General features: G+C 34.7%; 27 protein-coding genes and 1 pseudogene. 16 read left to right on the plus strand and 12 right to left on the minus strand.

Translation table 11 applies throughout. The annotated features are described in order from the left end of the window. Window positions 1–228 precede the first annotated feature (228 nt). Both ACQKN4_RS06785 and ACQKN4_RS06790 read right to left on the minus strand, forming a co-directional pair. Window positions 229–825: a DedA family protein gene (locus ACQKN4_RS06785; protein ID WP_079560846.1), complete on the minus strand. Its 597-nt coding sequence runs from the start codon at window positions 823–825 to the stop codon at window positions 229–231. Further along, a complete protein-coding gene (locus tag ACQKN4_RS06790; protein WP_079560845.1) occupies window positions 825–1,391 on the minus strand; it encodes a class I SAM-dependent methyltransferase in 567 nt (188 codons plus the stop codon). The genes ACQKN4_RS06785 and ACQKN4_RS06790 overlap by 1 nt, the downstream gene beginning before the upstream one ends. Before the next feature lie 230 nt (window positions 1,392–1,621). On the opposite strand from ACQKN4_RS06790, the gene ACQKN4_RS06795 reads away from it, so the two are divergent. The 3 genes and pseudogenes from ACQKN4_RS06795 to ACQKN4_RS06805 all read left to right on the plus strand — a co-directional run bounded on the left by ACQKN4_RS06795 (window position 1,622) and on the right by ACQKN4_RS06805 (window position 4,393). Next, window positions 1,622–2,521 (plus strand): hypothetical protein, encoded by a 900-nt coding sequence (locus ACQKN4_RS06795; RefSeq protein ID WP_427482964.1) that lies wholly within the window; start codon window positions 1,622–1,624, stop codon window positions 2,519–2,521. Between the two features lie 190 nt (window positions 2,522–2,711). Continuing rightward, window positions 2,712–3,621 (plus strand): annotated as a pseudogene (locus tag ACQKN4_RS06800) (ABC transporter ATP-binding protein). Beyond that, complete coding sequence (locus ACQKN4_RS06805) at window positions 3,596–4,393, plus strand: ABC transporter permease subunit (protein ID WP_427482965.1); 798 nt, start codon at window positions 3,596–3,598, stop codon at window positions 4,391–4,393. Before ACQKN4_RS06800 ends, ACQKN4_RS06805 begins: the two are co-directional and overlap by 26 nt. A gap of 68 nt (window positions 4,394–4,461) precedes the next feature. Here ACQKN4_RS06805 and ACQKN4_RS06810 read toward each other — a convergent pair whose 3' ends face one another. Further along, complete coding sequence (locus ACQKN4_RS06810; protein WP_079560842.1) at window positions 4,462–5,061, minus strand: TetR/AcrR family transcriptional regulator; 600 nt, start codon at window positions 5,059–5,061, stop codon at window positions 4,462–4,464. Window positions 5,062–5,365: 304 nt separating this feature from the next. Here ACQKN4_RS06810 and ACQKN4_RS06815 point away from each other — a divergent pair, with 304 nt between their 5' ends. From ACQKN4_RS06815 to ACQKN4_RS06825, 3 genes are all read left to right on the plus strand, one after another. Further along, entirely contained in the window at window positions 5,366–5,620 is a 255-nt protein-coding gene (locus ACQKN4_RS06815; protein ID WP_427482966.1) for a hypothetical protein, read from the plus strand. A gap of 376 nt (window positions 5,621–5,996) precedes the next feature. Next, window positions 5,997–6,725 carry an ABC transporter ATP-binding protein gene (locus tag ACQKN4_RS06820; RefSeq protein ID WP_079560841.1) on the plus strand — a complete coding sequence of 243 codons (729 nt, stop codon included), beginning with the start codon at window positions 5,997–5,999 and terminating at the stop codon, window positions 6,723–6,725. Next, a complete protein-coding gene (locus ACQKN4_RS06825) occupies window positions 6,722–7,738 on the plus strand; it encodes an ABC transporter permease (protein WP_427482967.1) in 1,017 nt (338 codons plus the stop codon). The genes ACQKN4_RS06820 and ACQKN4_RS06825 overlap by 4 nt, the downstream gene beginning before the upstream one ends. Window positions 7,739–7,971: 233 nt before the next feature. Here ACQKN4_RS06825 and ACQKN4_RS06830 read toward each other — a convergent pair whose 3' ends face one another. The 3 genes from ACQKN4_RS06830 to ACQKN4_RS06840 form a co-directional block, all read right to left on the minus strand. After that, complete coding sequence (locus ACQKN4_RS06830; RefSeq protein ID WP_427482968.1) at window positions 7,972–8,457, minus strand: DNA ligase LigA-related protein; 486 nt, start codon at window positions 8,455–8,457, stop codon at window positions 7,972–7,974. Window positions 8,458–9,277: 820 nt separating this feature from the next. Further along, a complete protein-coding gene (locus tag ACQKN4_RS06835; RefSeq protein ID WP_427482969.1) occupies window positions 9,278–9,631 on the minus strand; it encodes an RHS repeat-associated core domain-containing protein in 354 nt (117 codons plus the stop codon). Window positions 9,632–9,686: 55 nt separating this feature from the next. Next, on the minus strand, window positions 9,687–9,905 hold the full coding sequence (locus ACQKN4_RS06840; RefSeq protein WP_427482970.1) for a hypothetical protein: 219 nt from the start codon (window positions 9,903–9,905) through the stop codon (window positions 9,687–9,689). A 420-nt stretch (window positions 9,906–10,325) separates the two neighbouring features. On the opposite strand from ACQKN4_RS06840, the gene ACQKN4_RS06845 reads away from it, so the two are divergent. From ACQKN4_RS06845 to ACQKN4_RS06855, 3 genes are all read left to right on the plus strand, one after another. Then, window positions 10,326–11,204 (plus strand): ABC transporter ATP-binding protein, encoded by an 879-nt coding sequence (locus tag ACQKN4_RS06845; protein ID WP_427482971.1) that lies wholly within the window; start codon window positions 10,326–10,328, stop codon window positions 11,202–11,204. 21 nt (window positions 11,205–11,225) lie between these two features. Next, complete coding sequence (locus tag ACQKN4_RS06850; protein ID WP_079560837.1) at window positions 11,226–11,933, plus strand: ABC transporter permease; 708 nt, start codon at window positions 11,226–11,228, stop codon at window positions 11,931–11,933. A gap of 159 nt (window positions 11,934–12,092) precedes the next feature. Next, on the plus strand, window positions 12,093–12,578 hold the full coding sequence (locus ACQKN4_RS06855) for a DinB family protein (protein WP_427482972.1): 486 nt from the start codon (window positions 12,093–12,095) through the stop codon (window positions 12,576–12,578). A 166-nt stretch (window positions 12,579–12,744) separates the two neighbouring features. Here ACQKN4_RS06855 and ACQKN4_RS06860 read toward each other — a convergent pair whose 3' ends face one another. Next, window positions 12,745–13,509, minus strand: coding sequence for a DUF4184 family protein (locus ACQKN4_RS06860; RefSeq protein ID WP_427482973.1), 765 nt, complete (start codon window positions 13,507–13,509; stop codon window positions 12,745–12,747). 660 nt (window positions 13,510–14,169) lie between these two features. On the opposite strand from ACQKN4_RS06860, the gene ACQKN4_RS06865 reads away from it, so the two are divergent. After that, a complete protein-coding gene (locus ACQKN4_RS06865; RefSeq protein WP_427482974.1) occupies window positions 14,170–15,300 on the plus strand; it encodes an acyltransferase in 1,131 nt (376 codons plus the stop codon). A 120-nt stretch (window positions 15,301–15,420) separates the two neighbouring features. Here ACQKN4_RS06865 and ACQKN4_RS06870 read toward each other — a convergent pair whose 3' ends face one another. Beyond that, window positions 15,421–15,885, minus strand: a complete 465-nt coding sequence (locus ACQKN4_RS06870) for a DUF523 domain-containing protein (RefSeq protein WP_427482976.1) — start codon at window positions 15,883–15,885, stop codon at window positions 15,421–15,423. 244 nt (window positions 15,886–16,129) lie between these two features. Here ACQKN4_RS06870 and ACQKN4_RS06875 point away from each other — a divergent pair, with 244 nt between their 5' ends. Further along, window positions 16,130–16,615 carry an NUDIX hydrolase gene (locus ACQKN4_RS06875; RefSeq protein ID WP_079560832.1) on the plus strand — a complete coding sequence of 162 codons (486 nt, stop codon included), beginning with the start codon at window positions 16,130–16,132 and terminating at the stop codon, window positions 16,613–16,615. A 51-nt stretch (window positions 16,616–16,666) separates the two neighbouring features. Here ACQKN4_RS06875 and ACQKN4_RS06880 read toward each other — a convergent pair whose 3' ends face one another. The 3 genes from ACQKN4_RS06880 to ACQKN4_RS06890 form a co-directional block, all read right to left on the minus strand. After that, complete coding sequence (locus tag ACQKN4_RS06880; RefSeq protein ID WP_079560831.1) at window positions 16,667–17,188, minus strand: DUF6886 family protein; 522 nt, start codon at window positions 17,186–17,188, stop codon at window positions 16,667–16,669. 13 nt (window positions 17,189–17,201) lie between these two features. Beyond that, window positions 17,202–17,963, minus strand: coding sequence for a class I SAM-dependent methyltransferase (locus ACQKN4_RS06885; RefSeq protein WP_079560830.1), 762 nt, complete (start codon window positions 17,961–17,963; stop codon window positions 17,202–17,204). 186 nt (window positions 17,964–18,149) lie between these two features. Beyond that, the gene (locus tag ACQKN4_RS06890; RefSeq protein WP_427482978.1) at window positions 18,150–19,352 is read right to left on the minus strand and encodes a YbfB/YjiJ family MFS transporter; all 1,203 of its coding nucleotides are present in this window, start codon (window positions 19,350–19,352) and stop codon (window positions 18,150–18,152) included. 118 nt (window positions 19,353–19,470) lie between these two features. Between ACQKN4_RS06890 and ACQKN4_RS06895 the strand changes: the two genes are divergently transcribed. The 4 genes from ACQKN4_RS06895 to solA all read left to right on the plus strand — a co-directional run bounded on the left by ACQKN4_RS06895 (window position 19,471) and on the right by solA (window position 24,691). After that, complete coding sequence (locus ACQKN4_RS06895; RefSeq protein ID WP_427482979.1) at window positions 19,471–20,361, plus strand: LysR family transcriptional regulator; 891 nt, start codon at window positions 19,471–19,473, stop codon at window positions 20,359–20,361. 259 nt (window positions 20,362–20,620) lie between these two features. Continuing rightward, window positions 20,621–21,988, plus strand: a complete 1,368-nt coding sequence (guaD, locus tag ACQKN4_RS06900) for a guanine deaminase (RefSeq protein ID WP_427482981.1) — start codon at window positions 20,621–20,623, stop codon at window positions 21,986–21,988. Window positions 21,989–22,027: 39 nt separating this feature from the next. Beyond that, entirely contained in the window at window positions 22,028–23,380 is a 1,353-nt protein-coding gene (locus ACQKN4_RS06905) for a uracil-xanthine permease family protein (protein ID WP_427482983.1), read from the plus strand. Window positions 23,381–23,566: 186 nt separating this feature from the next. Then, entirely contained in the window at window positions 23,567–24,691 is a 1,125-nt protein-coding gene (gene solA / locus ACQKN4_RS06910) for an N-methyl-L-tryptophan oxidase (protein WP_427483023.1), read from the plus strand. Window positions 24,692–24,793: 102 nt separating this feature from the next. Here solA and ACQKN4_RS06915 read toward each other — a convergent pair whose 3' ends face one another. Beyond that, the gene (locus tag ACQKN4_RS06915) at window positions 24,794–25,282 is read right to left on the minus strand and encodes a hypothetical protein (RefSeq protein WP_427482985.1); all 489 of its coding nucleotides are present in this window, start codon (window positions 25,280–25,282) and stop codon (window positions 24,794–24,796) included. 383 nt (window positions 25,283–25,665) lie between these two features. Between ACQKN4_RS06915 and ACQKN4_RS06920 the strand changes: the two genes are divergently transcribed. Then, on the plus strand, window positions 25,666–26,307 hold the full coding sequence (locus ACQKN4_RS06920; protein WP_079560823.1) for a response regulator transcription factor: 642 nt from the start codon (window positions 25,666–25,668) through the stop codon (window positions 26,305–26,307). Window positions 26,308–26,403: the final 96 nt, after the last annotated feature.

Consider the following 26,403-nt stretch of genomic DNA (forward strand, 5'->3'; position numbering starts at 1 on the left):
TTTTAAATTGTCAGTTGTATGTAATCAGACCTAGCATCATAACATGAGGTTGATTTTCGTTCCAACTTGGCGCTTTGTTGCTGTCGCTTCGCTTTCGCACAGAGCAAAGCTTCCTAGGGCGTTCAGTCTTCGCTCCAATCAACCTATTTCATGCAAAATATTCCTATTCATAATTACAGTTCCTAATTTTAACTATTTTTTTATTTTTCGTATATAAAAATAATAAATTCATTCTGATACCGACTTTAATTTTCGTGTATATAAATAATAAAAACATCCTGCAATACTAACGAAAGCACCAAAGTAAATACCGTATTTCGTCGCAAGCGTGGAAATGCTTTCAATGTGTTTTCCAAAGAACAAACCAAGTGTAAAGTAAATCAATGTCCAAACAAAACCTGCTGTGTAGTAATACAAAGCGTATTTTTTAAATGACATGTTATTCATACCTACTAAATACGGAAGTATATGTCTCACAATTGGTATGAAATAGCTTATCACTAAAGCAAAATGACCATACCTATCTATTAATTCTTTTGACTGTAATAAATATTTAGCCTTGTTCTTTTTCACCAATTTATCAAGTATTTTATGACCAAACACCTTTCCAAGGATAAACCCTAAGGAAAGTCCTGAAACTGCGCCAAGATAAGTTAGTACAAAAGCTTTCAACACACTCATTTTTCCTAACGATGATAAAAGTCCACCACTCATAACAATCATCTCATCCGGAAGGGGCATACCAACGATTCCTAGCCATAAGCTAAAAAATAAAGCAAAATAACCGTATTGCTCAATATATGATAAAAGATCTTGTAATCCCATTAGCTAGCCCTCACATTTCCAAGTTTGCAGCTGAGTACATAGGCTGGTGGAAGGTTAATCCATACTTTTTCATGTGAAATGTCCTTAAAATAATTTTGGATAAAGGATTTCCTAACAAGTGAATATTGGAATGTGATAAATTCTCCATCTTCTAAGCACTCCTTTACATTTTGTAAAATACGTGATGAAATGGCAGGATTCAATGATGTAAAAGGTAATCCAGATACGACATAATCAATTTTTTTAATATTTAATGCTGACATATAATCGCATAAATCCTCAGCTGATCCATGTATTACGATTATACTCGGCTCATGTTCAAATTGTTCACGAAGCTTTTCACAAAAAACTTTATTATTTTCAATAAGAATTAACTTTGTTGACTGCTCTTTTCTTTTCACTAATTCTTTCGTAAATGAACCCGTACCCGGACCTAGCTCAACAATACATCGGGCATTTTCAAAACATATTTGGCCGACCATTTTTTTTGCTAATTTTTTAGAACTAGGCGAAATCGCACCTATCGTTTTTGGATGTTTTATAAATTCAGTAAGGAACGTTAACATACATTTTCTCCCCGATCAAAGTATTATTTGAATACTTTTAATATAAAGAGCATTTCTTAAAGATTTCCGAGGAGATTTCTTAAATTTTTCTTAAGAGTCCAAAAAAAGGTTGTTAGGTCATTGGTTCTAATGATTATTTCCTTTACAAAATAGTCATACAATTGCTTCCAATAGAATAGAAACCTATATAAGGAATAATTGATACGGAAAAATAAGTGGGGTGTGAAAGGATGCTTAAACTAAATAATGCAAAAGAATTGGTACTCGGAATGATACAACATGATCCATTGTTTGCCGTAATACAAAATACACCTTCAGAAGAAATACTTTATAATGACGGCTATTTAGCACATATTGAGAAACCAAATTATTATTCTACTTCAGAAGTCGCTAGCTGGTTTGAAATAACGGATGCGATGCTTCGCTATTATATTAAACCGTTCGAACAGTATATTTTTGATAATGCTACGAATAGCCCTAATACTAATATTCGTTTGAACCTTCCTGCCATCTTAAGACTTCGAATGATTTTACTGCTAAAAGATGAACACCGCGTCAAAGGCTTAAAGCTTTTACTAGGAATTGATGACAATGATCAACTCATTAAACACCAAATAACTGCAACAACTATGGGTACTGATGATTTAGCGAATAAGGTTGATGTTCTTGGAAATGTGCTTCAGCAAATGATTCAAACTGGGCTTTTTAATATTCTCCCAGACGAAGAACATGGCGCCCTACAAGTGACGATCAATCAAGATTTTCTCGCACAAAAAATTCAATTAGTATCCTCTGAATCGGACCTTCAAGTAGAAGAAATTCAAAAAGAAACAGCTGAGCTTAAGCTAGAAAACGAAAATTTACAAAAACAAATTTCAGAACTGCAAGAGAATAGCGTGAAGGAAATTGTGCAAAAAATTCGTGAGCGTCATATTGAAAATGAAATTGTGTCGACATTACGGACAGAAGCATTACAGCAATATTCTATAGAGAATAATGCAGGCTATTTCAGAAAACTTTTTCGTTCCTCCCAAATTGAGATGGAAAAAGAACAATTTGTGTTGGGTTATATTTCGAAGCACCTAGAAGAACGTTTAGAAGTAGCACTGAATAATTATTATGGCGAATAAATATCTTCAAGCTGCCCTCACTTGGCGTAGAACATGATGGAGTCTTTTTAAAGAAGCCATTCATGTTCTTTTTTATATCGCACAGCCATTTAGCCCCACTGTTTAGAGTTGCATTTTATAGTAATTTATTTTTTGAAAATTAGTCTTATAATCATTATAAAGAACAGTCGAAGGGGTGAAATGTATGGCAATGATTGAGGTCAATAATCTAACAAAAAAGTTTGGAGATTTTTATAGTGTACAGAATGTGGACTTACAAATCGAAAAAGGTGAAGTGTTCGGATTTTTAGGACCCAATGGTGCAGGTAAATCTACAACAATTCGGCACTTAATGGGCTTCTTACAGCCGACACAAGGTCAGTGTTTTATTAAAGGGTTAGATTGTCGCCAATCTACAGCTGAAATTCAAAAATTCGTAGGCTATTTACCTGGTGAAATTGCATTCATCGATAAAATGACTGGACAACAATTCATCAAATTTATTGCCCAAATGCGAGGGTTAAATGATTTAACAAGAGCTCATGAACTCATGCAATACTTTGAATTAAATGCTACTGGGCTTATTAAGAAAATGTCGAAGGGTATGAAGCAAAAAGTAGGTCTCATCTGCGCATTTATGCATAACCCAGAGATAGTCATTCTAGATGAACCGACAAGTGGATTAGATCCTCTTATACAAACAAAGTTTATCGATTATATTTTAGCTGAAAAAGAAAAAGGAACGACCATATTCATGTCCTCTCATATGATTGAAGAAATTGAAAAAACTTGTGACCGTGTAGCAATCCTTAATGCCGGCAAGATTGTAGCGACGGAAGCAATCGCTGACTTAAAAAAGCGAAAATCTAAAAAGTTTTTAATTGAATTTCAAAGCGAGCAAGAACTATCTCGTTTTTTAGGCGAGCCACATACTATAGAACAAACTGGACCAACACGAGCAATTATAAAAGTTCAGGGTAATGTCCAAACATTACTGCATACATTAGCAGACTATAAAATCAATGACCTCGATATCATTTCACAATCACTTGAAGATATATTCATGCATTACTACGAAAGTGGAGGGAAAGAGTCATGAACTTTACTTTGCTAAAACATGAAATCCTAGCTACTATTAAACTTTTTAGTATTATACTCGCTGTATTAATGCTCTATATCATTAGTATTGTCTATATGTATAACCCTGAAATGAGCAATACTCTTAATAAGCTTACTGAAACAATGCCAGAATTGATGTCAGCATTTGGGATGAGTAACATAGGCAATTCGTTAATTGAATTTCTATCTACTTATTTATATGGATTTTTATTACTTGTTTTGCCGTTAGTCTTTATTATTATGTTGGCAAATAAACTAATGATGGGCTATATCGATAATGGTTCCATGGCATACTTAATTGCAACACCGAATACACGTTTTAAAATTGTCTTCACGCAAGCATTTTTTTTGGTTGCCAGTATCTTTATACTGCTCACGGTAACAACTTTAATAGCCATCTTATTTTCAGGGATTCTATTTCCAAATGAACTGGATTTAAGTGCTTTTTTGACATTAAATATCGGTCTTTTTTTCTTACACTTTGCCATTAGTGGCTACTGCTTTTTAGTATCCTGCAGTAGCAAAGATTTAAGAACCTCTTATGCATATAGTACAGGAATTCCTATTCTTTTTTATTTAATTCAAGCACTTAGTAATATGGGGGGTTCTTTAGAAAAGCTTAAGTACTTCACCATTTACTCATTGTTTGCACCTGAAAAATTAATGACTCAAAATAGCTCGTCCATTTGGATGCTAGGAGCATTGTTTGTAATTGGGCTGTTATGCTATATGCTAGCTATTCGTGTTTTTGTTAAACGTGATTTGCATTTGTAAAGCTAAACGTCAGAATCTGCTTGCTTATCTTGTAGCAAGCAGATTCTTAAACTTAGGAATATAAAAACTCATTGCTGCAAAGATGCCAAATTACCAAGGAAGCGCAATAACCTAAAATGAATCATGGCTAACTCCTCCACGTTTAAATTCTCATCTCCACTGCGTAACCACTCCTGAATAACACCTAAAATCGCGGAAGTTAAAAAAGCCTCAAAGTATTGTAGAAACTCTGGGTCAAGCCCTTCTTCTCGAATCACCGAGATTCTATCCAAAATATGATTACTAAAAACTTTCTTCATTCTCCTGTTAAAGGCGGGGCTCCCTTGCTCTCCTAAAATAATTCGAAAAGCTCTTGCATGCTCTTTAATAAATTGAAATACTGCAATAAATGGCTGATATAGTTGGCCTATTTTTATCGAGTGAAAAGCATCTAGTGGTTGAACGTTTTTTACATAGCTCTCTAGTCCACTTAATAATTCCTGCTGCAAATCCTCCATCACTTCAAATTTATCTTTATAATGTAGATAAAAAGTTCCTCGATTAATATTTGCAGTAATAGCTAGGTTTTTTACTGTTACTCGCTCAAAACCTACTTTCTCTATTTGTACAAGTAATGCAAGTTTTATAGCTCGTTTCGTTTCAAAATTCATGATATCGTGAATAGACATTTAGAACCCCCATTGTATTATCACTTTATTCCGTTAGTATTTAGCCATGTTGTTAGATGATTACCTCAATGGTTACCTCAATAATTACAACAAGTTCAAAAAGTAATAGTCATTACAGCATTTACCTTATTTATCGGGTCTTTTTTATTAATTTCCAACAATCTAATTTAGTAAAATAGTTATTTTTTAAAATTTTTAGGCGGTATACACCCTTAGTTGTTAAAAACTGCACTATTACTCATTGAATTAGATGATTATAGCTACTATGTACTATGAATTTGTTTGGACTAGGTAATCTATGCTAGTGGAAATTATCAATCAAAAGTTAGGTTACACAAAACAAACGATACAGAAAGTAAATACGATCACTTTTAGAGCCAGTCAGTACAACCATGTGACAGACAGTTATGAAAAGAAAAAACTCCTTCAACGTTGGTGTCAAATTGGCATTCATCTCGTACAACGAGATTTATACAGTGCGTTTTTACTGATGAATAGTGAACCAAATTTACAACAAACTAATCGAGACTTATGTCATAAAACGTTTACTACCTTTTAGCGTTGCACAATCAACATATAGAAGACTTAAGACAAGTAAAGAAAACATTCCCTTTTAGCATGGGTATCCAAAATCAAGTAGGGGTATTCCTCCGTAGGTAGAGCTACCTGCCTTCGTTAAAACTTATTGCCAACACAACATCGGTTGTGTAAATAAAAAAGTCTTATAGAACAGAAGATAAATCAAAGATGTTGTACACAGGACATGATCTGTGGAGAGCTTTGTAACGCTTCTCTTAAGTATATAAGAACCCCACTGCTTTAGCTGTGGGAGTAGTCAGTTAACACTTTTTAGTTATTTGTTTATTGTAATTCCCCATTCACTGCCTTAAAATTTCAGGTATCAACACTGTGTTCAGTAAAGGAGAGATGGATATATGGGAAACAATGCAATTTCATTAAACTCCATAGAAAAAAAGTTTCACCAAAAACAAGTAATTGCCCCGCTTTCCTTAGAAATTCCTAAGGGACAGCTTATTGGCTTACTTGGCCCTTCAGGCTGTGGAAAAACGACGTTAATTAAAATGATTATGGGAATGATCAAGCCCGATAATGGTCATATTCAAGTGTTAAATCATACAGTCCCCCATAAGCAATTACTGACGGATATCGGTTATATGGCACAATCTGATGCACTGTATTTGGATTTAACCGGTGAAGAGAATCTCCATTTTTTTGCTAAGCTTTATCGATTATCCAAAAAAGAACGTACGGAGCGTGTCAATTATGCTGCAAGCCTTGTTCATTTAACGGATGATTTAAATACTAAAGTGTTGAATTATTCTGGGGGGATGAAACGGAGATTATCCCTTGCAATTGCCCTTATCCAAAATCCCAAGTTGTTAATTTTAGATGAGCCAACTGTTGGGATTGATCCCGTATTGAAAAAAGAAATTTGGCAGGAGTTAATTCGTCTAAAAAACGATGAGCATAAAACAATTTTAGTAACGACACATGCAATGGATGAAGCAGAGCGCTGTGACCAGCTAGCTATGCTACGTAATGGTCATATTATCGCGCATGGAACACCTCATGAATTGAAGGCTCATTATCAGGCAAAGGATTTTGATGAAGTGTTTTTAAAAGCAGGAGGTGAAGCACTATGAGAATCGGTGCAATTGTTACTAGAATTATGCAGCAAATGATACGTGATAAACGTACACTTGGCTTATTATTTTTTGCCCCTCTTCTTGTGCTTTCGTTAATGTATTTTGTTTTTAATAGTAACGAACCTGACATGACACTAGTCGTATCAAATGGACCTGCTTCAATAATTGAAAAGCTTGAAGATGCGGATTTTCATGTTATCGAAAAAAATGATTTTTCTATTGCCAGTCTAAAAGATGAAAAATATGATGGCTGGCTAGCTTTTCAGCAAACTCAATTGAAGCTCACATTATTAAATGATGATCCTTCAACAGCTAAGGCTTTAAAGATGAAGCTTTCTCAGGTTTTACAGCCCGAACAATCTGCCATGATGAAGTTGAAAACTGATTATGTATATGGCGATGAAAATACCGCTATTTTTGATATTTTCAGCCCGATGCTAACAGGCTTCTTTGTATTCTTTTTCGTCTTTTTAATTACAGGTATAGCGTTGTTAAAAGAACGAACTTCTGGGACTTTGGAACGCTTACTAGCGACACCGGTTAAACGTTCTGAAATTGTCGCTGGTTATATGATTGGTTATGGATTGTTTGCTTTTATTCAAACAATTATTATTGTGCTATTCGGGGTTTATGTCCTTGATATTGTACACGTTGGCTCCATTTGGCTTGTGCTACTAATCAATATTGTTGTTGCACTTGTTTCATTATCATTAGGAGCTCTGTTATCAAGTTTTGCCGCTTCAGAGTTTCAAATGATGCAATTTATCCCGCTTGTCATTGTGCCGCAAATTTTCTTTTCAGGTATTTTCCCACTGGATAATATGGTGGAGTGGCTACAAAATATAGGTCGAATTATGCCACTATACTATGCCGCTGACGCGTTGAATGGGGTTATGTATAAAGGATATACCTTTAGTGAGATTCTAGCCGACTTAGCGATTCTTGCTTGTTTCGCTCTTGTATTTATTACATTAAATATTGTAAGTCTCAAAAAATATCGATCATTATAATTGAAACGGTTCTGCTCAAAAATTGGGCAGAACCTTTTTTACTAACTAAGCTCATCACGAAAAGTTAGGAATGACATTTAAAGTGTTAATCTTCGTTCCGGCTGGGCGACTCTTTGGGGATCAGCAACAGAGGAACAAGGGAATTGCATTTTTCGCTTCTTGTGCGCTATTTTACCCTTTTTAATTTCAAACCTAAAGGTATGAATATGTTGTTAATCAAGGGATAGCATAGGCTAGCTATGGCTTACTTTTTCTAATGACTCAGCAAAATTGGCGATCATTCTCTGAGTTGGAGAATTAGAATTTACAGAACGCGGATATGCCGCTTCCAGCCTAATTAATTCCTTATATAGACCATCATACATTGAGCCTGTTATGATTGGTCTGTTTTGTTCGTAAAGCTTATCGTGCACAATAATTGTGTTTTGTAAGGTCGAAATATAATCGTCGGTGGATATTAGATTTAACTCTAAGCTTTCTAATTTGTTGATTGAGTAGTTATCATTGCTTAAATCAAGCCCCTTTAATAAACCATGGTGTACAAACGCGTTAGCAATTGATAGAGCCGTCTCATGCTGCACCACATTAACAACAAGTAGTGCCTCTGTCTGTTTTGTTACATTGTCTGAATGGTAATGAAAAATAGCTTTCATTACCGGATAGTTAAACCTTTCCTCACTTGATTGTAATTGATCGAATAATGTAATTTCTTTTGTCATATACTTTGACTCCCTAATGTTTATTCATTTCTAAAACATGAAAAAGCACTTCAATATGACAAATGTTCAAACTACTCCCTTTGGAAGTAATTGAACACTTGCTATTGAAGTGCTTTTTTTGTCTCTTCACCGTGTGGTTAGAGCTAATCAGTTAAAATATTAAACTCTAAATAAAATTGAATTGCTGTAAAAGTAAAAATCACCAATACAATCCACAGGTAATTAAGCCACCATGAGCTAGCTTTTTTATTGATTTTTCTATAAAGGGTTAAATAATTCTCAAACATCCAAATAATCCAAAGAAAAACATAAATCATGAAAAAATTTTGTTTATCAACAAATTTAAATGTAACAATCAAAAAAAATGTACAATATAAAAATGCTCTCATCGAAGGAAATTTTAGCATTTTAAATTCTAGTATAGGATTAATATACCTATTTTTCCTTTCCCTGTATTATAGTAATCGGTTATAATCCTCCCTTACCAATTTAAATAACCATTTTTTGGTTTAGCATCTCTTCGGTCGGAATAATCAAATAAAATTTGACCTGGGCTATATACGCCCACCAAATAATCTGCAAATACAATTACTCCTGAAATTACACTACTTATTAATAAATTTGAGGCACCTCTTCGTTGAAGAGATTTTCTAATTTGTGTCGAAAATATACTTCTTTTAACTTTAATAAATTATTGAACAGCTTTAGCAAATAATTTACCCGAGGCCCATACTCTAAAACCAGATAGCGCTGCCATCAAACCCATATTGATTAAAGTTGCTATTGATGCTCTAGAATTCCAAAATACATCCTTCCAATATTAACCATTACGATCTGCGTTCATCACTGGATTATTTTTCGCATAATTATAGCCATTCAACGATAAAGGATCCATTGTATCACCTCGGACAGGGTCTAGTGATAAGAACACACCTATATTCGGATTATAATAACGTGCCATTAAATAATAAAGCTTTGTACTCTCATCGTAACGATAGCCAGCATAGCGGTATGGGTTGATAGTATCCATATCATTTGTACCACTTTGTGTTAAAATGTTACCCCATGCGTCATATGTGTAGGATGCAACGAGCTTGCCATTTTCATCTGTCATCCCAAGTACATCACCACGATAATTTGTGATGTACTTATAAGGGTGTCCTTTGTAAACCATTGTGAGTAGATATCCGTTATCATCGTAAACGTAACTTCTTACTGCGTAAGAGCTTTTATCCTTTCATAGAGAACGCGGCTGCTATCTCCATCATAAGTGTACTAGCATTCTCTGTTCTTAAGTCTACTAATTCTATTGGTTCTTTTTCTTCACGCTTCTTTTCTTTTACATTTTTTGCTTCTACTTGTAGCGCAAAATTTTCAAAAGGAATATACGCGATGAATAACGTAAGTACTACACTACAAACTAATAATTTTCCTAAAAAACTTTTCAATTAATCTACTCTCCTAAAAGTTAACATGTATATTTTTGCCCCCCCCAAAGACAACCAATATATACTATCACCATTAGTTTTTACAGTATAATGGTAATATATAGTTGATAATATTTTCTTTTTAATAGTAACGGGCTGACAGTTCAGAGTCTCACGCCCCAGTACCTTCTGCCAAGGCTACTGATAGATTAAATTAAATCTAAATAAGAAAAGTTCAACCAGAAAGTTCTGGCTGAACTCTATAATACGAAAGCATCCGTTAGTTGAATTAGTACTTACTCTATAACATCTCCCATTAGCAAAAGTACAAATATTCATCTATACTTATTTTACAGATAATGGTCTAAAATTTCGTAAGTACGGACATATAGAAACGAAAATGACTTATAATAAAAAGCCTAAAAATAAAGGTGTGTAAAGATGAATACGATTATGGAAATTCAGAACATTTCTAAACAGTATAGAGGTAAAAAAATCTTAGAACATGCTACATTTTCTATTTACGCTAATCAAATTATAGCTATTGTAGGAAAAAATGGAGCAGGTAAGAGTACCCTTCTAAAAATTATTGCGGAATTAGTTGATGCTGACAGTGGTTCTATTGTGAAGCATCGACAATCATTAAAAATTGGCTATGTGCCAGAAGTGACCCCTTCACATATTTTATTTACGCCAGAAGAATATCTTTATCATATGGGCCGTATTCGAGGCATGACCAAAAAACAACTACAGCAAAAAATAAATGAGTTACTTGAATTATTTCATTTACAGGAAGCTCGAAACATTCGGATTGTTAACTTTTCTAAAGGTATGAAACAAAAGGTTATGATTATGCAGGCAATGCTTGAAGACACAGACCTGCTAATCTTAGATGAGCCACTATCAGGACTTGATCCTAAAGCCCAAAGTGATTTAGAAGAAACCCTTTCGATATTAAAGGCTAAAGGGATAAGTATCGTTTTAACATGTCACGAACCAAAATTACTTCAACATCTTGTTGATACCGTTCTTGTTATTCAAAATAACAAAGTCAATCAAACTGATTCATTACATAAGAGTCATACATTGAAAAATAAATTAATTTTTGAGATTTCAAGCTTGAATTTATTGGATGACATGCTACCCATTCTTGAAATTCAACAACAAAATCTTTTAGACAACGGTTGTTATGAGGTTATCACCATTATTAAGGCCGCGGAAACAGACCGAGTATTATTAGAGCTACTACACAAAAAAAACTCAATTAAACAATTAATCCCGATCAATGAAAAGGAGGAACAATTCTTTACCCATTTTTAATGAGGAAGAATAGACGCCGATATGACTAGTTTATTACGTTATCAATTTATTAATTATTTAAGAACCTATCAATACGTTCCACCTTTTTCAATTTTCATATTATGTCTTGTTGTTAATTATACTTTTGTACCAAATCCAATATTAGATAGTTATTCGTTTACAGCTATCATTCTATTTTTTCTAATGGGGTGGTTTACAATTACACTATTTCACGCGGAAGATGAAGGACAAAAAGTAATTACAACACTTCATGCCAAAAGTCGAACACACTATAATTTAGGAATTTTTATAATTTGTGTACTCATTGGTTTTTTCTTAAGCTTTGTATCAGTAGTCTACCCTACTCTTATTGGCGCCTTTGGAGAAAAACCAAGATTTATACATCAATTACTAGGATTCCTCTCACATTTTAGTTTAGCTGTACTAGCGATTGCACTTTCAGCTATATTTACGAGAGAACTCGTTAAAAATAAACAAAATACTTGGTGGGGTGTACTTGGCATCTTAATTGTTTCTGTCGTCATTGCTACTTTAAAAGAAACAATTCTTCAGATCAAAGGGCTTATTTGGTTACTTCCCCCTGTCCGCCTTTCATTAGAAATGATGGGCTCAGAAGACTCCATTAAATCAATCCCTAACAGTTTTTATTGGCAATTTACTTGGATCTTCACCTATTCGGCCTTTGTCATCATGTTGTTCTTCCTTCTTTCGAATCGAAAAAGGAGATAAATTCCTTAAGAAAAGAGCGTTCAATTCTCTTAAAAGTAAGCAAAAATGTAGGAACAATATTTACATTAACCATTCCTATTATTTAAATTTCCAAGAAAATAATTTCAAAAAAATAAGTATATAAGTAATAAAAGTCAGAAAAAAACGGAGAGTGAAGACATGATTCATGACATTGAAGAATATGTAAAATATTTAGAGGGTGTTCATAAACGAACGATACAATATGTAAAGGTAATAAATGAAGAACTTTTAGATTGGAAACCTTCAGAAGATAAATTTTCTATAGGTGATTTATTGCGACATATTGCATCAGCTCGTTTGATGTTTCTTGGTATATTTGAACATGGTTCGTGGACGTATGCAGGACATGATACTAGTAAGGGGACTTCTCTTGAGGATATTTCAAATTATTTAGAGTCATGCCAAGTTAAATTAACAGAGGGTTTACTGAAAATCGGCAATGATATATTGTCAAAAAAGGTTTTAACCCTTCATGGTCATGAAGTTAGTGCTTGGAGAATACTTATGTCCATTCCCGAACATGAAATCCATCATCGTGGGCAAATCTCTTCATACTTACAAATGAACAAGATTGAACCGCCTCAAATTTTCGGATTAAAGATTGAGCAAGTAAAAACATTATGATTTTTTGAAAGAGTATGGACATCATCTTATATCCAAAGCTTATTTTTGCCTTTATATTAACCCCCTGTTATATAGAAATTATAAATCAGTGGGGTTTTTATCGTCCCCTATTCGTTATTTGTCTCCATCAGTATTCTATAGCAGTTAATGCCAGATAAAAAAGGACCTATTGCAAATTATTATTTCGATAATTTGATTTGTTTTGATGATATGTCATAGCTAAGCAAACGGTTAGTATACTTCCCAAAAATGAATCGATGATACGTACAACCATTATTCCATAGCTGTTAATCGATAACCTATCGATTATGTACCAAAGACATACATATAGTAGCGTTAAAATAAATATTAAAACCCAAAAATCGAGCTTCTTTTTAGCGGAAATTTTCGGAATATCTTTATTCTTATTTAATGATGCCCTGTAATACATATAACCGATAATAAGTGAAATCCCCAAAAGTGTACTACCATGTTGCAAAAATTTATAAATGGGTATTTGATAGCCATACAGATTGAAGGTATAGGTCAGAGTTGGGAAATTCCTTACCATAAATCCATTTGTATGTGTAAAAGAATCCCATACTACATGCGTTAACATTCCAAACAATGCTGAGTAACAAAAAATGACTGTCTTCCATTTTTTACTTCCCACCACTTTGTAGCTGGATGTATCTTGCAGAAAGTTAGATAAATGGTGGATTACTTTCAAACGTATAATTCGATGATAAATAAAGTAAATAATTACCACTAACGGGAGATTGAATAGTAAAAAACCTGTGTAGGTATGCCCTATCTCTCCTATAGGTTGTCCTCGTAAAAAATATTCAAAGTCAGGCGCCATACTACCTAAAACCATTGCGGAAAAATTAATATATTTACTTTTTCTGGTGAAAGGTAATACTGCCGCCGGATGAGCAAATGTTAATGGCATAGTGTCCCGGTATCCCCCTCCTATTTAATAATGTATTTATTACAACGTTTCTCATTTCTAAAAGTTACTTTGAAATGAAATGATCCGCATATTCCATCAACATATCTTTCTGTTGTAAGAAATAATTTAATAAGGACCTTATAATAAATCCACTTACACTAAAAGAAATAATATCAAATGAAGGGGGTTTTCTTGTGAAAAACAAGGTACTTATTCATGCTCAAAACCTATATAAGACATATTCCACGGGTAACACAAAGTATTCTTTTAGAATATGGCATATGTAGTTACCCCCTTTTAATCAATTGGCCAACACCTATCGGATTATCTCTCTTAAGTGTTGTGGCAGCCTGTCTTGGTTGCTGGGTATCGACGAAAATCATCGCCAAAACCTCACCGAGAATTTTGCTTGTTGAATAAAAATGCCCCCAATCTACTTAGGTAGTGGGGGCATTCATTTTAATATATTCATAACTATCAAGTTCGTGTTATAATATTCCAAAAAATAAAAGAAATTTACTTCTCTGGGTTATCAATTTACCAAGAGATCCTTTCTTTCCTAATGGGTATGCCGACATCTGCCTAGCACAAATGTTTACAGTACACCGTTTAGACGAGAAAACAACTATCATATGTAAATATTTTTTGGGAGATGATTGTATGAAACGAGCACATATTCATGAATTAAATATTACTCGTGCATTATCCATTTTAGCTGTACTTATTATCCATGCTACTAGTACACCTGTTACGGTTTTACCAAGTGACTCAAAACTATATCCGCTTTATATATTTTTTAACATTTCCTCTAAATTTGCTGTCCCTGTATTTATTTTCTTAAGTGGATTTGTTTTATTTTACAATTATATACAAAAGGACTTAACAAAAGAGCTGGTCGTTAGTTTTTATAAAAAAAGAGTGACGCAAATTCTCATTCCTTTTCTCTTTTTTTCTATTTTCTATTATGCTGCTATTCAAATTTTTTTGACGGGTGATTTATCATTAACATGGCATGCACTATTTAGTGTGGAATTTCTTGAAAAACTTTTAATTGGAAAAGCGTATACGCATTTATACTATATTTTTATTATTGTACAGTTCTATTTGATGTTCCCTTTATTCCTATATGTTTTAAAGAAAAAACCCGCCCTATCCACTCATCTCATTTGGATTGGATTTGCCCTTCAATGGGGCTTTATTTTGTTAAATGCAGAGTTTTGGCAATATCCATATAGAGGAAGTATCTCATTTTCTTATTTTGCCTATTTCTTAGCAGGTGGATTTTTAGGCATCTATTTTGAAAAATACAAAAGATGGATCCATCTAAAAAAAGGGGATTTCCATATTGCTATCCTATTTATCTGGATTATATGGCTATTTTCTACCTTTTATAATGTATATTTATATTATTTTGCATTCTCAGCTAAAACCTATTTAACTAACAGTATTGTATTTGAAATTGTTTTTCAGCTACAATCTATAACAGCAAGCGTTGTCTTATTACAGTTTTCCTTCTGGATTTATAACAAATGGAATAAAGCGATTGTCAATTGCTTAATTAGCTTAGGCACACTATCATTTGGTATCTATCTATTACATCCATATTTCCTTTTCCTTTATAGACAAATTCCTATAAGTGGAAACAGTATTTTATTTCATATATGGAGTGTTGGTGGGTTTCTTGTTGCCCTATTCGTCACTTGGGCTATTGTATTTTTAATAGGAAGATATTTTAAATATCATTGGATTGCGTTTGGACCGATTCCGAAAGAGTTTCCATACAAAAAGTAAGTATAACAAGACCTCGTACACGCGGTAGTACCGTGTACGAGGTCTTGTTAATTATTTGCTTGGTCGTGCAAATCGCCAATTCAATTTAGTGCAATCATTTAAAGGCAACGCTCTTACCTATTAAGTTTGCAAAAACAACTCCAAAAAATCTTCTTCAGAACAAACAATAATATTATTTCTTCTTAGTAATGCAGTAGTTACGCCTACGCCACCTAATTTTGTACCATTGAAATCACCATTGTAAATCATTGCACTGCCACATGATGGACTATACTCTTTTAATACAACCTTAGTTGCACCTATTTCGAGTGCTTTATGTAATGTTGCATATGCGCCCTTTAAATAAAGCTCCGTAACATCCCGACCAGATATTTCAACAACTCTCGCTTTTCCATCTAGAACGTCTTCACCATCTCCACCAACAATTTCAGCGGGCTCACGAGGCGTCGAAAAACCTCCCATAAGTTCAGGGCATACGGTTAACGCTTTATTTTCTAACACAAGCTTTTGAATTCTTTCATCTAAACTATCTGTTCCGTTATATCGTACCTTTAATCCCGCTAAGCAAGCACTTATTAAAATCATATGCACACCTCATTTAAGTAATATCGTATAAGGAAAACTTTAGCTCTTTAAAATAGTCTGTCAACATCTATTACAATGCTAAACCTTACTTCCCCTACTTTATTCTTTTTTTAAAGAGTAATATTGATATTTTGAAACTGTTGTTTATTATTAGTAGGACAACCATTTTACTGGGTTGTGCCTATTTCATTATCTAAATTTCTTTTATGAATTCATTCTATCATTTAAAAAGGAGGAAAAAGACTTGGTTGAGTTTACAATTTGTTTTCTTAAAAAGGGTGACCAAATATTATTGCTAAATAGGGATTTCCCTCATTGGATGGGAGCTTGGAATGGGGTTGGCGGAAAGATTGAGAAAAATGAAACGCCACTTGCTGGTGCATTACGAGAAATTAAAGAAGAAACGGGCATCGTACTGAACGATATTACATTCAAAGGGAAAATATCATGGACGGATGGAACAACCGACTTTGGCTGTATGTATGCTTTTATTGCTGAATTGCCAGAATCTTATCCATATGTGACACCGATTAAAGTCGCGGAGGGCATTTTAGATTGGAAAGATTTATCGTGGATTTTTCATCCCGAAAATGTAGGAATAGCCGATTTAAAACATTACTTACCAAAAATGCTAGATGAAACAGCCAACTATGAATATATATTTACATATAAAGATAGTAAATTAATTGACATTACGAGTACCCCATTCGTACAAACTATTACTGTCTAAGTTAAACAAGACCTCGTACACGCGATAGTAGCGTATACGAGGCTTGGTTAATTATTTTCTTGGTAGTGCAAATCGCATTCTGCACATCGACCAATTCAAGGTTGTTTTTTGAATTTCATCATAGATGTTCCACAGGTTATCGACTATCCGTAATTCAACATTACGTTTAAACATTTCCTCAAATAAATTTTCTAGTTCAAATTTAGCTATAGGATATTGTGTTGTCTCACTCGTATAATAACCAGCATTTTGATCTTGCAGCGTAAATCCATTACTATCAAACTCATATAAGTAAAGTTTCGTATTTTTCATCGTCTCAAACCACTTGCTTTCAATTACGACAACATGTGAACATGATGCTGATGCTATATAGGCTCTTTTATCCTGTTCGGTTGTATCGGCACCACTATGATAGCAAACTCGTGGACAATTTCTAGGGGTTAAAAAATTAGGCAAACATGTATCGTTAATTGCCCATACTAGCCCTTTCTCTGGATCTAAATCTAGTCGATCAGGTAATCGGGGATGGAATATTGTAATATCGCTTTCCTCACTCACATGAAATATACGCACATGCTCCCCTCCTTTATTTTCTTAATTTAAATACGATAAAATCTGCACAATGCAAATCTTCCTCGAATTGTGGATACTTTATTAGCATCTCTTTTGAAGGCATCGGTTCGATAACGTCCTCTATAGAAAAGCCTGCTTGAATAATTGCTTTCATATAGCTCGTTAATGTACGGTGATAAAATACAATTTTTTCATCGGAATCTAGCGGAAGCTTTTGATCGTATACTCCTTCATAAAAATAACGCTGAACCTTCCAATACTGTTGATCAAGCCGTTCATTTCTTATCCATCCACTATTCGGCGTAACAAAGCACGGGTGAAGAATAGAAAAGATGAAAGTACTATTAGGTTTTAAAAGGCGATACATTTCACTCAAAGCCGCCTTATAATCCTCTAAATCTTGAAGGACCATATTGGAAACAATACAATCAAACTGTTCGTCTACTAAAAAATCTAGTTTTTCGCAATTTCCATGTTTATATTGTATCGGAACTTCCTCATACGTTCTTTCTCTAGCAATTTCTAGCATCTTTTCTGAATAATCAACTGCTGTGACAATAGCCCCTTTTTGAGCAAGTATTCTACTTAAATAGCCTTCTCCGCACCCTGCATCTAGAAGCCTTTTTCCTTCCACCTCTTCTAATAATGAAAAAATGGCTGGATTTAATAATACTTCACGGTGTATGCCACCATGTTCATCGTAGTTTACTGTAAACCTTTCTGCATGTTGATTCCAGCGTTTAATCGCTTCTTCTGTCGGTACTGTTCTTGCCATATAATTCCCTCATCTCTGTATAGAATCGTAACGTTACGTCCCTTGTGCACATTACTATTTTTTCATATATACCCAAAAAGTTATAGACTTTTATTTTATTTTTTTATATCATTTAGATTGAGGCACGCCATCTTTAAGTAAAAATAAAAGCCAGAAATTCCCAACGGAATTTCTGGCTTTTCTTATTTAAGGGTTAGATTGAGTTTTGATAGGTAATGCATTGTCTAAAGAGACCTGTCGTTTAACTGTGATCCATCTTCCACATAACATGATAGTTAATGCAAAAAATACAATGACTCCTGCAAAGACAAGCGCTGCTTTATAACTACTATAAACCGCCACAAGCTGGCCCGCGATGATTGGTCCGATAATTTGACCAAAAGCATAGAACGTTGTTAATAATGATACGACTGGACCGCTTTGCGTTGGGAATAGCTGACGTGCGTAAGAAGTCGTTAACGTCACAATGCCTACAAATGTTAAGCCAAATAAAAATGACGATAATAATACGCTCCATACTGTTTGTGAAAATACTGGCAACAAGATGCCCGCTACTTGCAATACATAGGCAACAAACAAAATTTTGATGGCAGAAAATTTTTCTAATAATACAGTCCAAACAGGTGCTGATGGGATAGCCGCTACCCCAACAATGACCCAGCTATACGAAGAGTATGCTTGTAGTGAAGGAATATTGTGAATGATATCGACTAAAAAAGTACCTGTAATAATATAACCTAATCCCTCAAAACCATATGCGACAATTAACCATGGCATAAAGCCTGTTGTCATTTTTGCATCAGAGGATTTAGCAGTTTTCACACTATCTTGTACATGCAAGCCTCTCCAAAGTATATATGTCACCACTAAAAAAATAGCAGATAAAATCCCTAAGCCAATCCATGTACCTTGCCAAGCAAAACGCGCTTCAATAGCAGGGACTAATAAACCTGAAATAGCAATTCCTAATCCAATACCGCCAAATAAATAGCCTGACCATTTTGTAAGTGAATGCTTTGCTAAATAATCCATAATAATACTACATGTTAATACAAAAATCAGCCCCCCTGTAATGCCCGCAATTAGGCGAAGCACAAGCCAAACACTATATATTCCAATGATTCCCATAAGAACAACAGAAAGGACATTCAAGACAACACTTAACAATAAAAAACCCTTCTTTTGGCGATTAATAAACCCTGCCCACAATGCACCAATGAAATAGCCAATATAATTACTCGATGCTAAAAATCCTGCAATTTCAAACGAAAACCCGACATCATGACGCATAAAAGGCAAAATTGGTGTGAATGCAAACCGGCTAATCCCCATAGCCACTACAAGTAATAGCACCCCACCAAATAAAATCCCGATGTGCTGTCGATTCATATTGTCCCCACCCCCTAAAAACTTCTTGTAATTAAAAGGATACAGAGTGAAAATTAATAAATCTAATATATAATTTATATAAAAGGATAAAAAATTCTTATATAAGGTGGGATACATAATGAATTTACATGCTCTTAGATTATTCACAAAAGTTGCCGAGCTCAATAGTGTTTCGAAGGCCGCGCAAGCTCTAATGATTAGTCAACCTGCCGTTACCATTCAAATGAGAAATTTAGAAAAAGAACTTGGCCTAACCCTTTTAGAATCTAAAGGTCGAGGAATTACCTTAACACCAAACGGAGAATATTTATTTAAACAGGCACGACGGTTATTTGATTTAGAAATGGATATCGAAAATAAGTTGGGGCAATTAAAAAACACAGGTAATGAAGAATTACAAATTGCTTCTACCCATGTTCCATCCCATTTTTTACTACCGAAATGGCTTGCAAAATATAAACAAGCCTATCCGACTACTCATATCCATATAAAAACGGCTAACTCCCAGCAGGTTATTGAAGAATTGCTTCACTATAAGGTTGATATGGCTTTTATCGTAAAAGAGGATGGCCATCATCCAGATATTAATTATCAATTTCTCATGAATCTCGATTATTGGTTTATCGTCCCCTATGGTCATCCGCTGGCAGATCAGAAAGTGACATTAGCGGAATTAATGCTGCAGCCATTTGTTTCACGAGAAGATGGTAGCTCTACGAAAGAATATTTAAACGCTTTATGTAAAGTTCATAAAATCCCACCACCACGAGTAGGGCTACAACTAGACGGCATCAACGAATCCATTCACGCCATTGCAGCTGGATATGGTACGATGTTAGCTCCGTCCATAGCGGCTTCTAACTTTATTCAACGACAGGAAGTAGCACGAGTTTTTATAAAAGACATCGATATTCAGCGTCCTATTTATCTTTGCACAAGAAAAAATGAACAAAATACCTCTTCGACCTTTAATACTTTTATTAACATCATCAATGATTCAATTTCATAACAATTATTTTTTAGAAGTTTGAACTACACAAAATTTGTACAATAACAAGTTTTTGTGTAGTTTTTCATTTGTAAAAAAATTCAATCCCAATTTTGCCGATAATCCATCTCCATGCTTATAAAAGCTGTAAAAAAATAGTGAGCTCCGTTTAAAAACCTTAAATAAATCTATCAATATTCGCTTTTTTATAGACAAAATAGATTTAACGACCTATAATAATCCTTGAATTCAACAATAAACGAACATTAAGGTGGATTTTATGAGTGAATATACGTTAATTTTTAAAGGGACAGCTTTTTCTAGTAAGTCTCCTACTGAAGTACAAATTTTAAAGGATTATTTATTCTTCATTAATGCTGACGGGATGATTGCGAAAACAGTATCTCCTGAGCATGCAGACTATCATAATCTACTAACTACATATCAACATCAAGAAAATTTCCATCAATTAGCCGATGGACAATATTTCTTACCTGGCTTTGTCGATTTGCATATACATGCACCACAATGGGCACAGGCTGGAACTGCATTAGATATTCCACTTTATGATTGGCTGAACACATACACCTTCCCTATTGAATCTAAATTCTCCGATTTAGAGTTTGCACAAGAGGTCTATGACGATTTAGTAAGTACTCTACTTGCAAACGGAACTACTACATCACTCTATTTTGCAACTGTCCATAAAGAAGCAAGCCTACTATTAGCGAAAATTTGTGCTGATAAAGGTCAACGAGGTCTAGTCGGCAAAGTTGTAATGGATGATCCAGAACAAAATCCAGACTATTACCGAGATGCAAATACTCAAACTGCACTCAAAGATACAGAAGAATTTATTGTAGCTGTGAAGGAATTAGCCAAATCAACGAAACAAGGTGTTTATCCAGTTGTCACACCACGCTTTATTCCAAGCTGTACAGACGATGCACTAAAAGGCTTGGGAGAATTAGCTGCTAAATACGATACACATATCCAGTCACATTGTAGTGAAAGCGATTGGGAGCATGGCTATGTAAAGGAACGATTTAAGAAAAATGACGCCTTTGCCTTAAATGATTTTGGTCTATTAGGCGATAAATCTGTCATGGCGCATAGTAATTTTTTAAATGATGATGATGTACAACTATTTGCTGAAACAGGCACAGCGATTGGGCATTGTCCAATTTCCAATGCTTATTTTGCAAATAGTGTCATTCCAATTGCCCGCTTCCGTGCAAAAGGCGTTGATATCGGATTAGGGTCAGATATTTCTGGCGGTTTCTCCCCTAGCCTATACGATAATGCTAGACAAGCAGTCATGTCATCTAGAATGCTAGAAGATGGCGTCGATACAACTCTTTCTGCTGAAAAACGTGGTGTCCCAAATTCACGTATTACGATTAATGAAGCATTTTATTTAGCAACAGCAGGTGGCGGAGAAAGCTTAAGCCTGCCAATTGGTCGATTACAAGAAAGCTACACGTGGGATGTACAAATTATCGATACTAGGTTACCTTCTGCAAAACTTCCTATTTTTGATGATAAGGAAGATTTACAGGATATTTTCCAAAAAATTATGTATCTTGTGCGCCCTGAAAACATCCGTGATGTTTGGGTACAAGGAAATAAGGTTCACGCTAGAGCATAAATAAAATTCTAAATTTACAACTTTGAGGTGTACATCTAAGTGGAAACGCAACATAACAAATTAGCAATCGACAAAATAAAAAATCAGCAGTTAACAGTTTTACCAGATGAGAAGGTATCATTTGGTCAATCAGCTCTACTCGGTTTACAGCACGTCATGGCGATGGACGTCTACGTAGTGCCATTCTTAATTGCCATGTTAATCGGTTTACAATCAGGACAATCAAGCGCATTAATTCAATCGACTTTCATTGCTGCAGGAATTGCAACAATTATTCAAACTCACTTTTGCATGAAGTTACCGATAGCACAAGGTCCTTCATATGTTCCAATCGGTGCAATTGTAGGTATTTATGCAGCGAGTGGTAGTGGAGATCTCGGTTGGAGTACTGTGCTAGGAGCAAGTTTAGTCGGCGCCATCTTAGTAATTATTTTAGGTGTTACAGGTATATTCAATAAAATCGTGAAAACATTCATTCCACCAATTGTCGGTGGGACAATTATTTTTGTAGTAGGTCTTTCATTAATGCCTGTAGGTTTAAGTAATAACATTTTTAATGCGGCAGGCGCATCTATTAACCAAAACATCTATTTAGCTCTTATTTCTGCTAGCGTTCTAATCCTTTGTGTTATGCTAGGCTCTGTCTTTAATAAAAAAGGTCGCGTATTTCGTATCGCTTCAGTAATTATCGCTTTAATCGCAGGTTGTATTGCCGCAAATATTATGGGTGTTTTAGATTTATCAGCAGTGTCACAAGCAAAATGGTTTAGTATGCCTCAAATTCCATTTACAGATTTCGGCTTTACGTTTAATTTTTCAGCTATCATTACGATGGTGATTATTTATATCGTGTTAATGGCAGAAACTACAGGTACATGGTTTGCAGTGAGTAACGTTATTGATCAGCCATTAACTGATAAACAAATTAATCGTGGAGTTATCGGCGAAGGAATTGGTTGTTTCATTGCATCATTACTAGGCTCAACTCCTGTTACTGGCTATTCAACAAATGCAGGTGTGATATCGATTACAGGTATCGCAAGTCGCCGTGTTTTTATTGCTGCAGGTTTTTGGTTTATTTTATTCGGCTTCTCTGGTAAACTAGCTGCTCTTATTTCTGCAATTCCTTCAGCAGTTATCGGTGGTGTATTCGTGATCGTTTGTGGCATTATTGCCATCAGTGGTTTACAAATAATGAAAAATGAAAACATTGGTGAAAAGGAAATGTATGTAATCGCAGTACCAGTGATTTTAACATTAGCCCTTACATTACTTCCGAAAGATTTCTTATATTCATTACCAACAACCGTTCAATATTTATTCGGCTCTCCAATAGCAACAGCTGCTATAGTAGCCATATTGTTAAATAAAATATTACCAAGCTCGAAATAGCTTTTAAGACTTTTATTCAAATGCACAACCTCCTAGTGAGATTGTGCATTTTCTACTATCAATTATGCCTCGGCATAATTGCGTCCGGAATCGGTGGTAGGCTTAAAGAAATTTAAAATATTTTCTGAAATTTCTGTCCTACCTCCTTTTATTTTGTTATACTTGAGCAAAAAAGTAGGGATTAATATGATTTACGACGCAATTATTATTGGTGCTGGATCGATGGGGATGGCAGCTGGTTATCATTTAGCGAAAGCAGGAAAAAATGTCTTGATGCTTGATGCCTTTAATCCTCCACATGAGGTAGGTAGTCATCATGGGGAAACGAGAATTATTCGCTTTGCGTATGGTGAAGGCGCTAGCTATGTCCCTTTTGTCAAAAGAGCAGGTGAATTATGGAAAGAGCTTGAAACGTTAACGGGTGAAACTTTATTTTTACAAACAGGGGTAATGAATGTCGGTGAAGAGACCCATCCATTTATTCAAAATGTGAAAACAAGTGCTAGGCTCTATGATTTAACATTAGAGCAGTATTCTGCGGCTGAGGCAATGGAAAAATGGCCTGGATTATCATTACCAGAAAACTTTGTTGCTTGCTTTGAGCCTACTGCCGGTGTCCTCCGTGTAGAAGCCTGCATTAGCGCTTATAAAAAATTAGCTATTGAGGCAGGAGCAACCTTACATACAAATGAAAAAGTGAAGAACATCAAAGCTGGAGAAATTGTCCGTGTCCAAACGTTGAATAATATTTACGAAGCTAAACATTTAATTGTAACTGCTGGTGCTTGGGCAACTGAGTTACTACAAACAATGGACATCACCATCCCTGTAACACCGACGCGAAAAACATTTGCATGGTTTGAGGCTGATGAGCAGCTTTATCATGAAGAAATTTTCCCAGCCTATTGTTTTGAATTTACTGATTCTATGTACTATGGTTTTCCAAGTATCGATGGAGCAGGCCTAAAGCTTGGCAGACATGATGGCGGTGAGGCAGTCAATCCAAATGATCCGCTACGTCCATTCGACGAACAGGATGCAATAGATTTACAAAATTTTATCAATTGTTTTATGCCTCAGCACGGTGCGTTGAAATTCGGCAAAACATGTAAATATTCGATGACACCAGATGAGGATTTCATTATTGATTTTTTACCTGAGAATCGAAATATTATCATTGCAGCGGGCTTCTCAGGACATGGTTTTAAATTTAGTAGTGCAGTGGGTGAAGTACTAGCAGATTTAACGCTAAACGGAAAAAGCATACAGGATTTATCACCCTTTAGCCTTAGTCGATTTAAGACAGACTAACACTTCGCTTCTATGAAATCCCCCACTCAATGCTCTTACTACAGTGTGCGTATTACTGCGAGAAGACTGCCTTAAAGGCAGTCTTCTGCTGTTTAAGAAAACTTATCGTTTCATTATCTTTTTGAAGAAATAGCTGAATGCATCCAACAAAACACCATATAATACCCCAAGCATAATGCGCACGATATAGCTAAAAAACGTAAAATCATTAGCAATCATATACTCTCGTACAGTGTCGTGATGGAGCAGCCGCATAAATACAAAATCAAGCGTGACAAGCGTCATCAAAAATCCATTATCATCTTGATCTATCCAATGTAAGATGCAAATACCAATCATCATGATAACAACCCACGTAGTGAAATTATTCAATGGCGCTGGAGTAAAGCGTCTTCCAGCTAAAATCAGCGTGATTGGTAGCACAATAAGAGCAAGTATACCAATTGTTGACATTGAATATATACCAAATAGATAGATCCCCCTTGTTGACAGTGGATAAGTAAGAAATAACTTGGTACCAATTACCGCAACAATTAATGCAACAATACATGCCATCATAATTTTGACATGCCAAGAACGTAACAATGTCATTTTATTCCCTCCCGAAGCATTACTCAATCAAGTAATGCTATTTTATCGATGTCCTTCAAAATTTGCCGACACAACAAAAAAAACACTATTAGTGTAATTTTATACTAATAGTGTTTTAATTTAACCACTTATTCGATAGCCATGTTTTTTTCTATAAAAAGATTCATGATCTGCTGCTGTTGTTGTCGCTTTCACGCAGATAAATTGCCACAGGACGTGGCTTTCTTAGACTAGTTCCTCTATTTCAATGGGTGTTTAGATACCCGTTGAAATAAGTTAAATCTATTTATGAATTGTATCCCTTTTCAGCATAAAATTAGGTATAATGCATTATAATTAACAGTTTCAAAATAATAGCCTATTTTCATCAAGGAGGTAAGAAGTTGGTAAATATTTTAGTAGTAGATAACCATAAAGCTGTTGGTGAAGGTATAAAATTATTGTTAGAACAAGAAGGAAATTTCCATGTCACGGTTGTAAGAACTGATGAGGAATCTTTGAATGCTCTCTCACAACAAACATTTGATATATTTTTATTTGATATAAACATGCCCTTTTTAAAGGATCTAGCATTATTAAAAAGTGTAAAAAAACTAAATTATGATGTAATTAAAATTATTTACACAGGATACGACATTGAACCTTTCTTCGATATATTAGTAGAATCCGGTGTTTATAGTTTTGTTAGTAAAACAGCATCTACAGAAAATCTTATTGCGGCAATACACTCCGCTCTAGATGGGAATGCCATGATGCCAGTACAATTATTACAACGATTAAAAGTAGTCGATCGCCAAAAGAACAGAATGGACTTAATGAATCAGTTATTCCAATATGACCTCCAAAAAAATGAACTAGCCTTGCTTAAATTAGTGGCCGCTGGAAAAACAAATAAAAAAATAGCAGAAAATTTATTTGTCAGTTTACGCACAGTCGAATATCGTTTAACAAAGATTTTCAAAAAACTACAAGTACATTCAAGAATAGAAGCTGTTGAAAAAATTAGGGACATTGGTTTGTTATAAAAAACCGCATATAAGGGGGATTTTTCTAATTAAAAACCGTAAAAAATAATGGGGAACCGAGAAAAAGATTGTGGTCAAATTGTGGTTTTTTTGTGG

This window comes from Lysinibacillus sp. NPDC093692, assembly GCF_050280125.1.
Classification (GTDB): Bacteria; Bacillota; Bacilli; order Bacillales_A; family Planococcaceae; genus Lysinibacillus.

Excerpts from the sequence above, each read along its gene's own strand:
- ACQKN4_RS06785 (WP_079560846.1), bottom strand. The coding sequence starts at position 825 with ATGGGATTACAAGATCTTTTATCATATATTGAGCAATACGGTTATTTT.
- ACQKN4_RS06790 (WP_079560845.1), bottom strand. The coding sequence starts at position 1,391 with ATGTTAACGTTCCTTACTGAATTTATAAAACATCCAAAAACGATAGGT.
- ACQKN4_RS06795 (WP_427482964.1), top strand. The coding sequence starts at position 1,622 with ATGCTTAAACTAAATAATGCAAAAGAATTGGTACTCGGAATGATACAA.
- ACQKN4_RS06805 (WP_427482965.1), top strand. The coding sequence starts at position 3,596 with ATGAACTTTACTTTGCTAAAACATGAAATCCTAGCTACTATTAAACTT.
- ACQKN4_RS06810 (WP_079560842.1), bottom strand. The coding sequence starts at position 5,061 with ATGTCTATTCACGATATCATGAATTTTGAAACGAAACGAGCTATAAAA.
- ACQKN4_RS06820 (WP_079560841.1), top strand. The coding sequence starts at position 5,997 with ATGGGAAACAATGCAATTTCATTAAACTCCATAGAAAAAAAGTTTCAC.
- ACQKN4_RS06825 (WP_427482967.1), top strand. The coding sequence starts at position 6,722 with ATGAGAATCGGTGCAATTGTTACTAGAATTATGCAGCAAATGATACGT.
- ACQKN4_RS06830 (WP_427482968.1), bottom strand. The coding sequence starts at position 8,457 with ATGACAAAAGAAATTACATTATTCGATCAATTACAATCAAGTGAGGAA.
- ACQKN4_RS06835 (WP_427482969.1), bottom strand. The coding sequence starts at position 9,631 with ATGGTTTACAAAGGACACCCTTATAAGTACATCACAAATTATCGTGGT.
- ACQKN4_RS06845 (WP_427482971.1), top strand. The coding sequence starts at position 10,326 with ATGAATACGATTATGGAAATTCAGAACATTTCTAAACAGTATAGAGGT.
- ACQKN4_RS06850 (WP_079560837.1), top strand. The coding sequence starts at position 11,226 with ATGACTAGTTTATTACGTTATCAATTTATTAATTATTTAAGAACCTAT.
- ACQKN4_RS06855 (WP_427482972.1), top strand. The coding sequence starts at position 12,093 with ATGATTCATGACATTGAAGAATATGTAAAATATTTAGAGGGTGTTCAT.
- ACQKN4_RS06860 (WP_427482973.1), bottom strand. The coding sequence starts at position 13,509 with ATGCCATTAACATTTGCTCATCCGGCGGCAGTATTACCTTTCACCAGA.
- ACQKN4_RS06865 (WP_427482974.1), top strand. The coding sequence starts at position 14,170 with ATGAAACGAGCACATATTCATGAATTAAATATTACTCGTGCATTATCC.
- ACQKN4_RS06870 (WP_427482976.1), bottom strand. The coding sequence starts at position 15,885 with ATGATTTTAATAAGTGCTTGCTTAGCGGGATTAAAGGTACGATATAAC.
- ACQKN4_RS06885 (WP_079560830.1), bottom strand. The coding sequence starts at position 17,963 with ATGGCAAGAACAGTACCGACAGAAGAAGCGATTAAACGCTGGAATCAA.
- ACQKN4_RS06890 (WP_427482978.1), bottom strand. The coding sequence starts at position 19,352 with ATGAATCGACAGCACATCGGGATTTTATTTGGTGGGGTGCTATTACTT.
- ACQKN4_RS06895 (WP_427482979.1), top strand. The coding sequence starts at position 19,471 with ATGAATTTACATGCTCTTAGATTATTCACAAAAGTTGCCGAGCTCAAT.
- guaD (WP_427482981.1), top strand. The coding sequence starts at position 20,621 with ATGAGTGAATATACGTTAATTTTTAAAGGGACAGCTTTTTCTAGTAAG.
- solA (WP_427483023.1), top strand. The coding sequence starts at position 23,567 with ATGATTTACGACGCAATTATTATTGGTGCTGGATCGATGGGGATGGCA.
- ACQKN4_RS06915 (WP_427482985.1), bottom strand. The coding sequence starts at position 25,282 with ATGACATTGTTACGTTCTTGGCATGTCAAAATTATGATGGCATGTATT.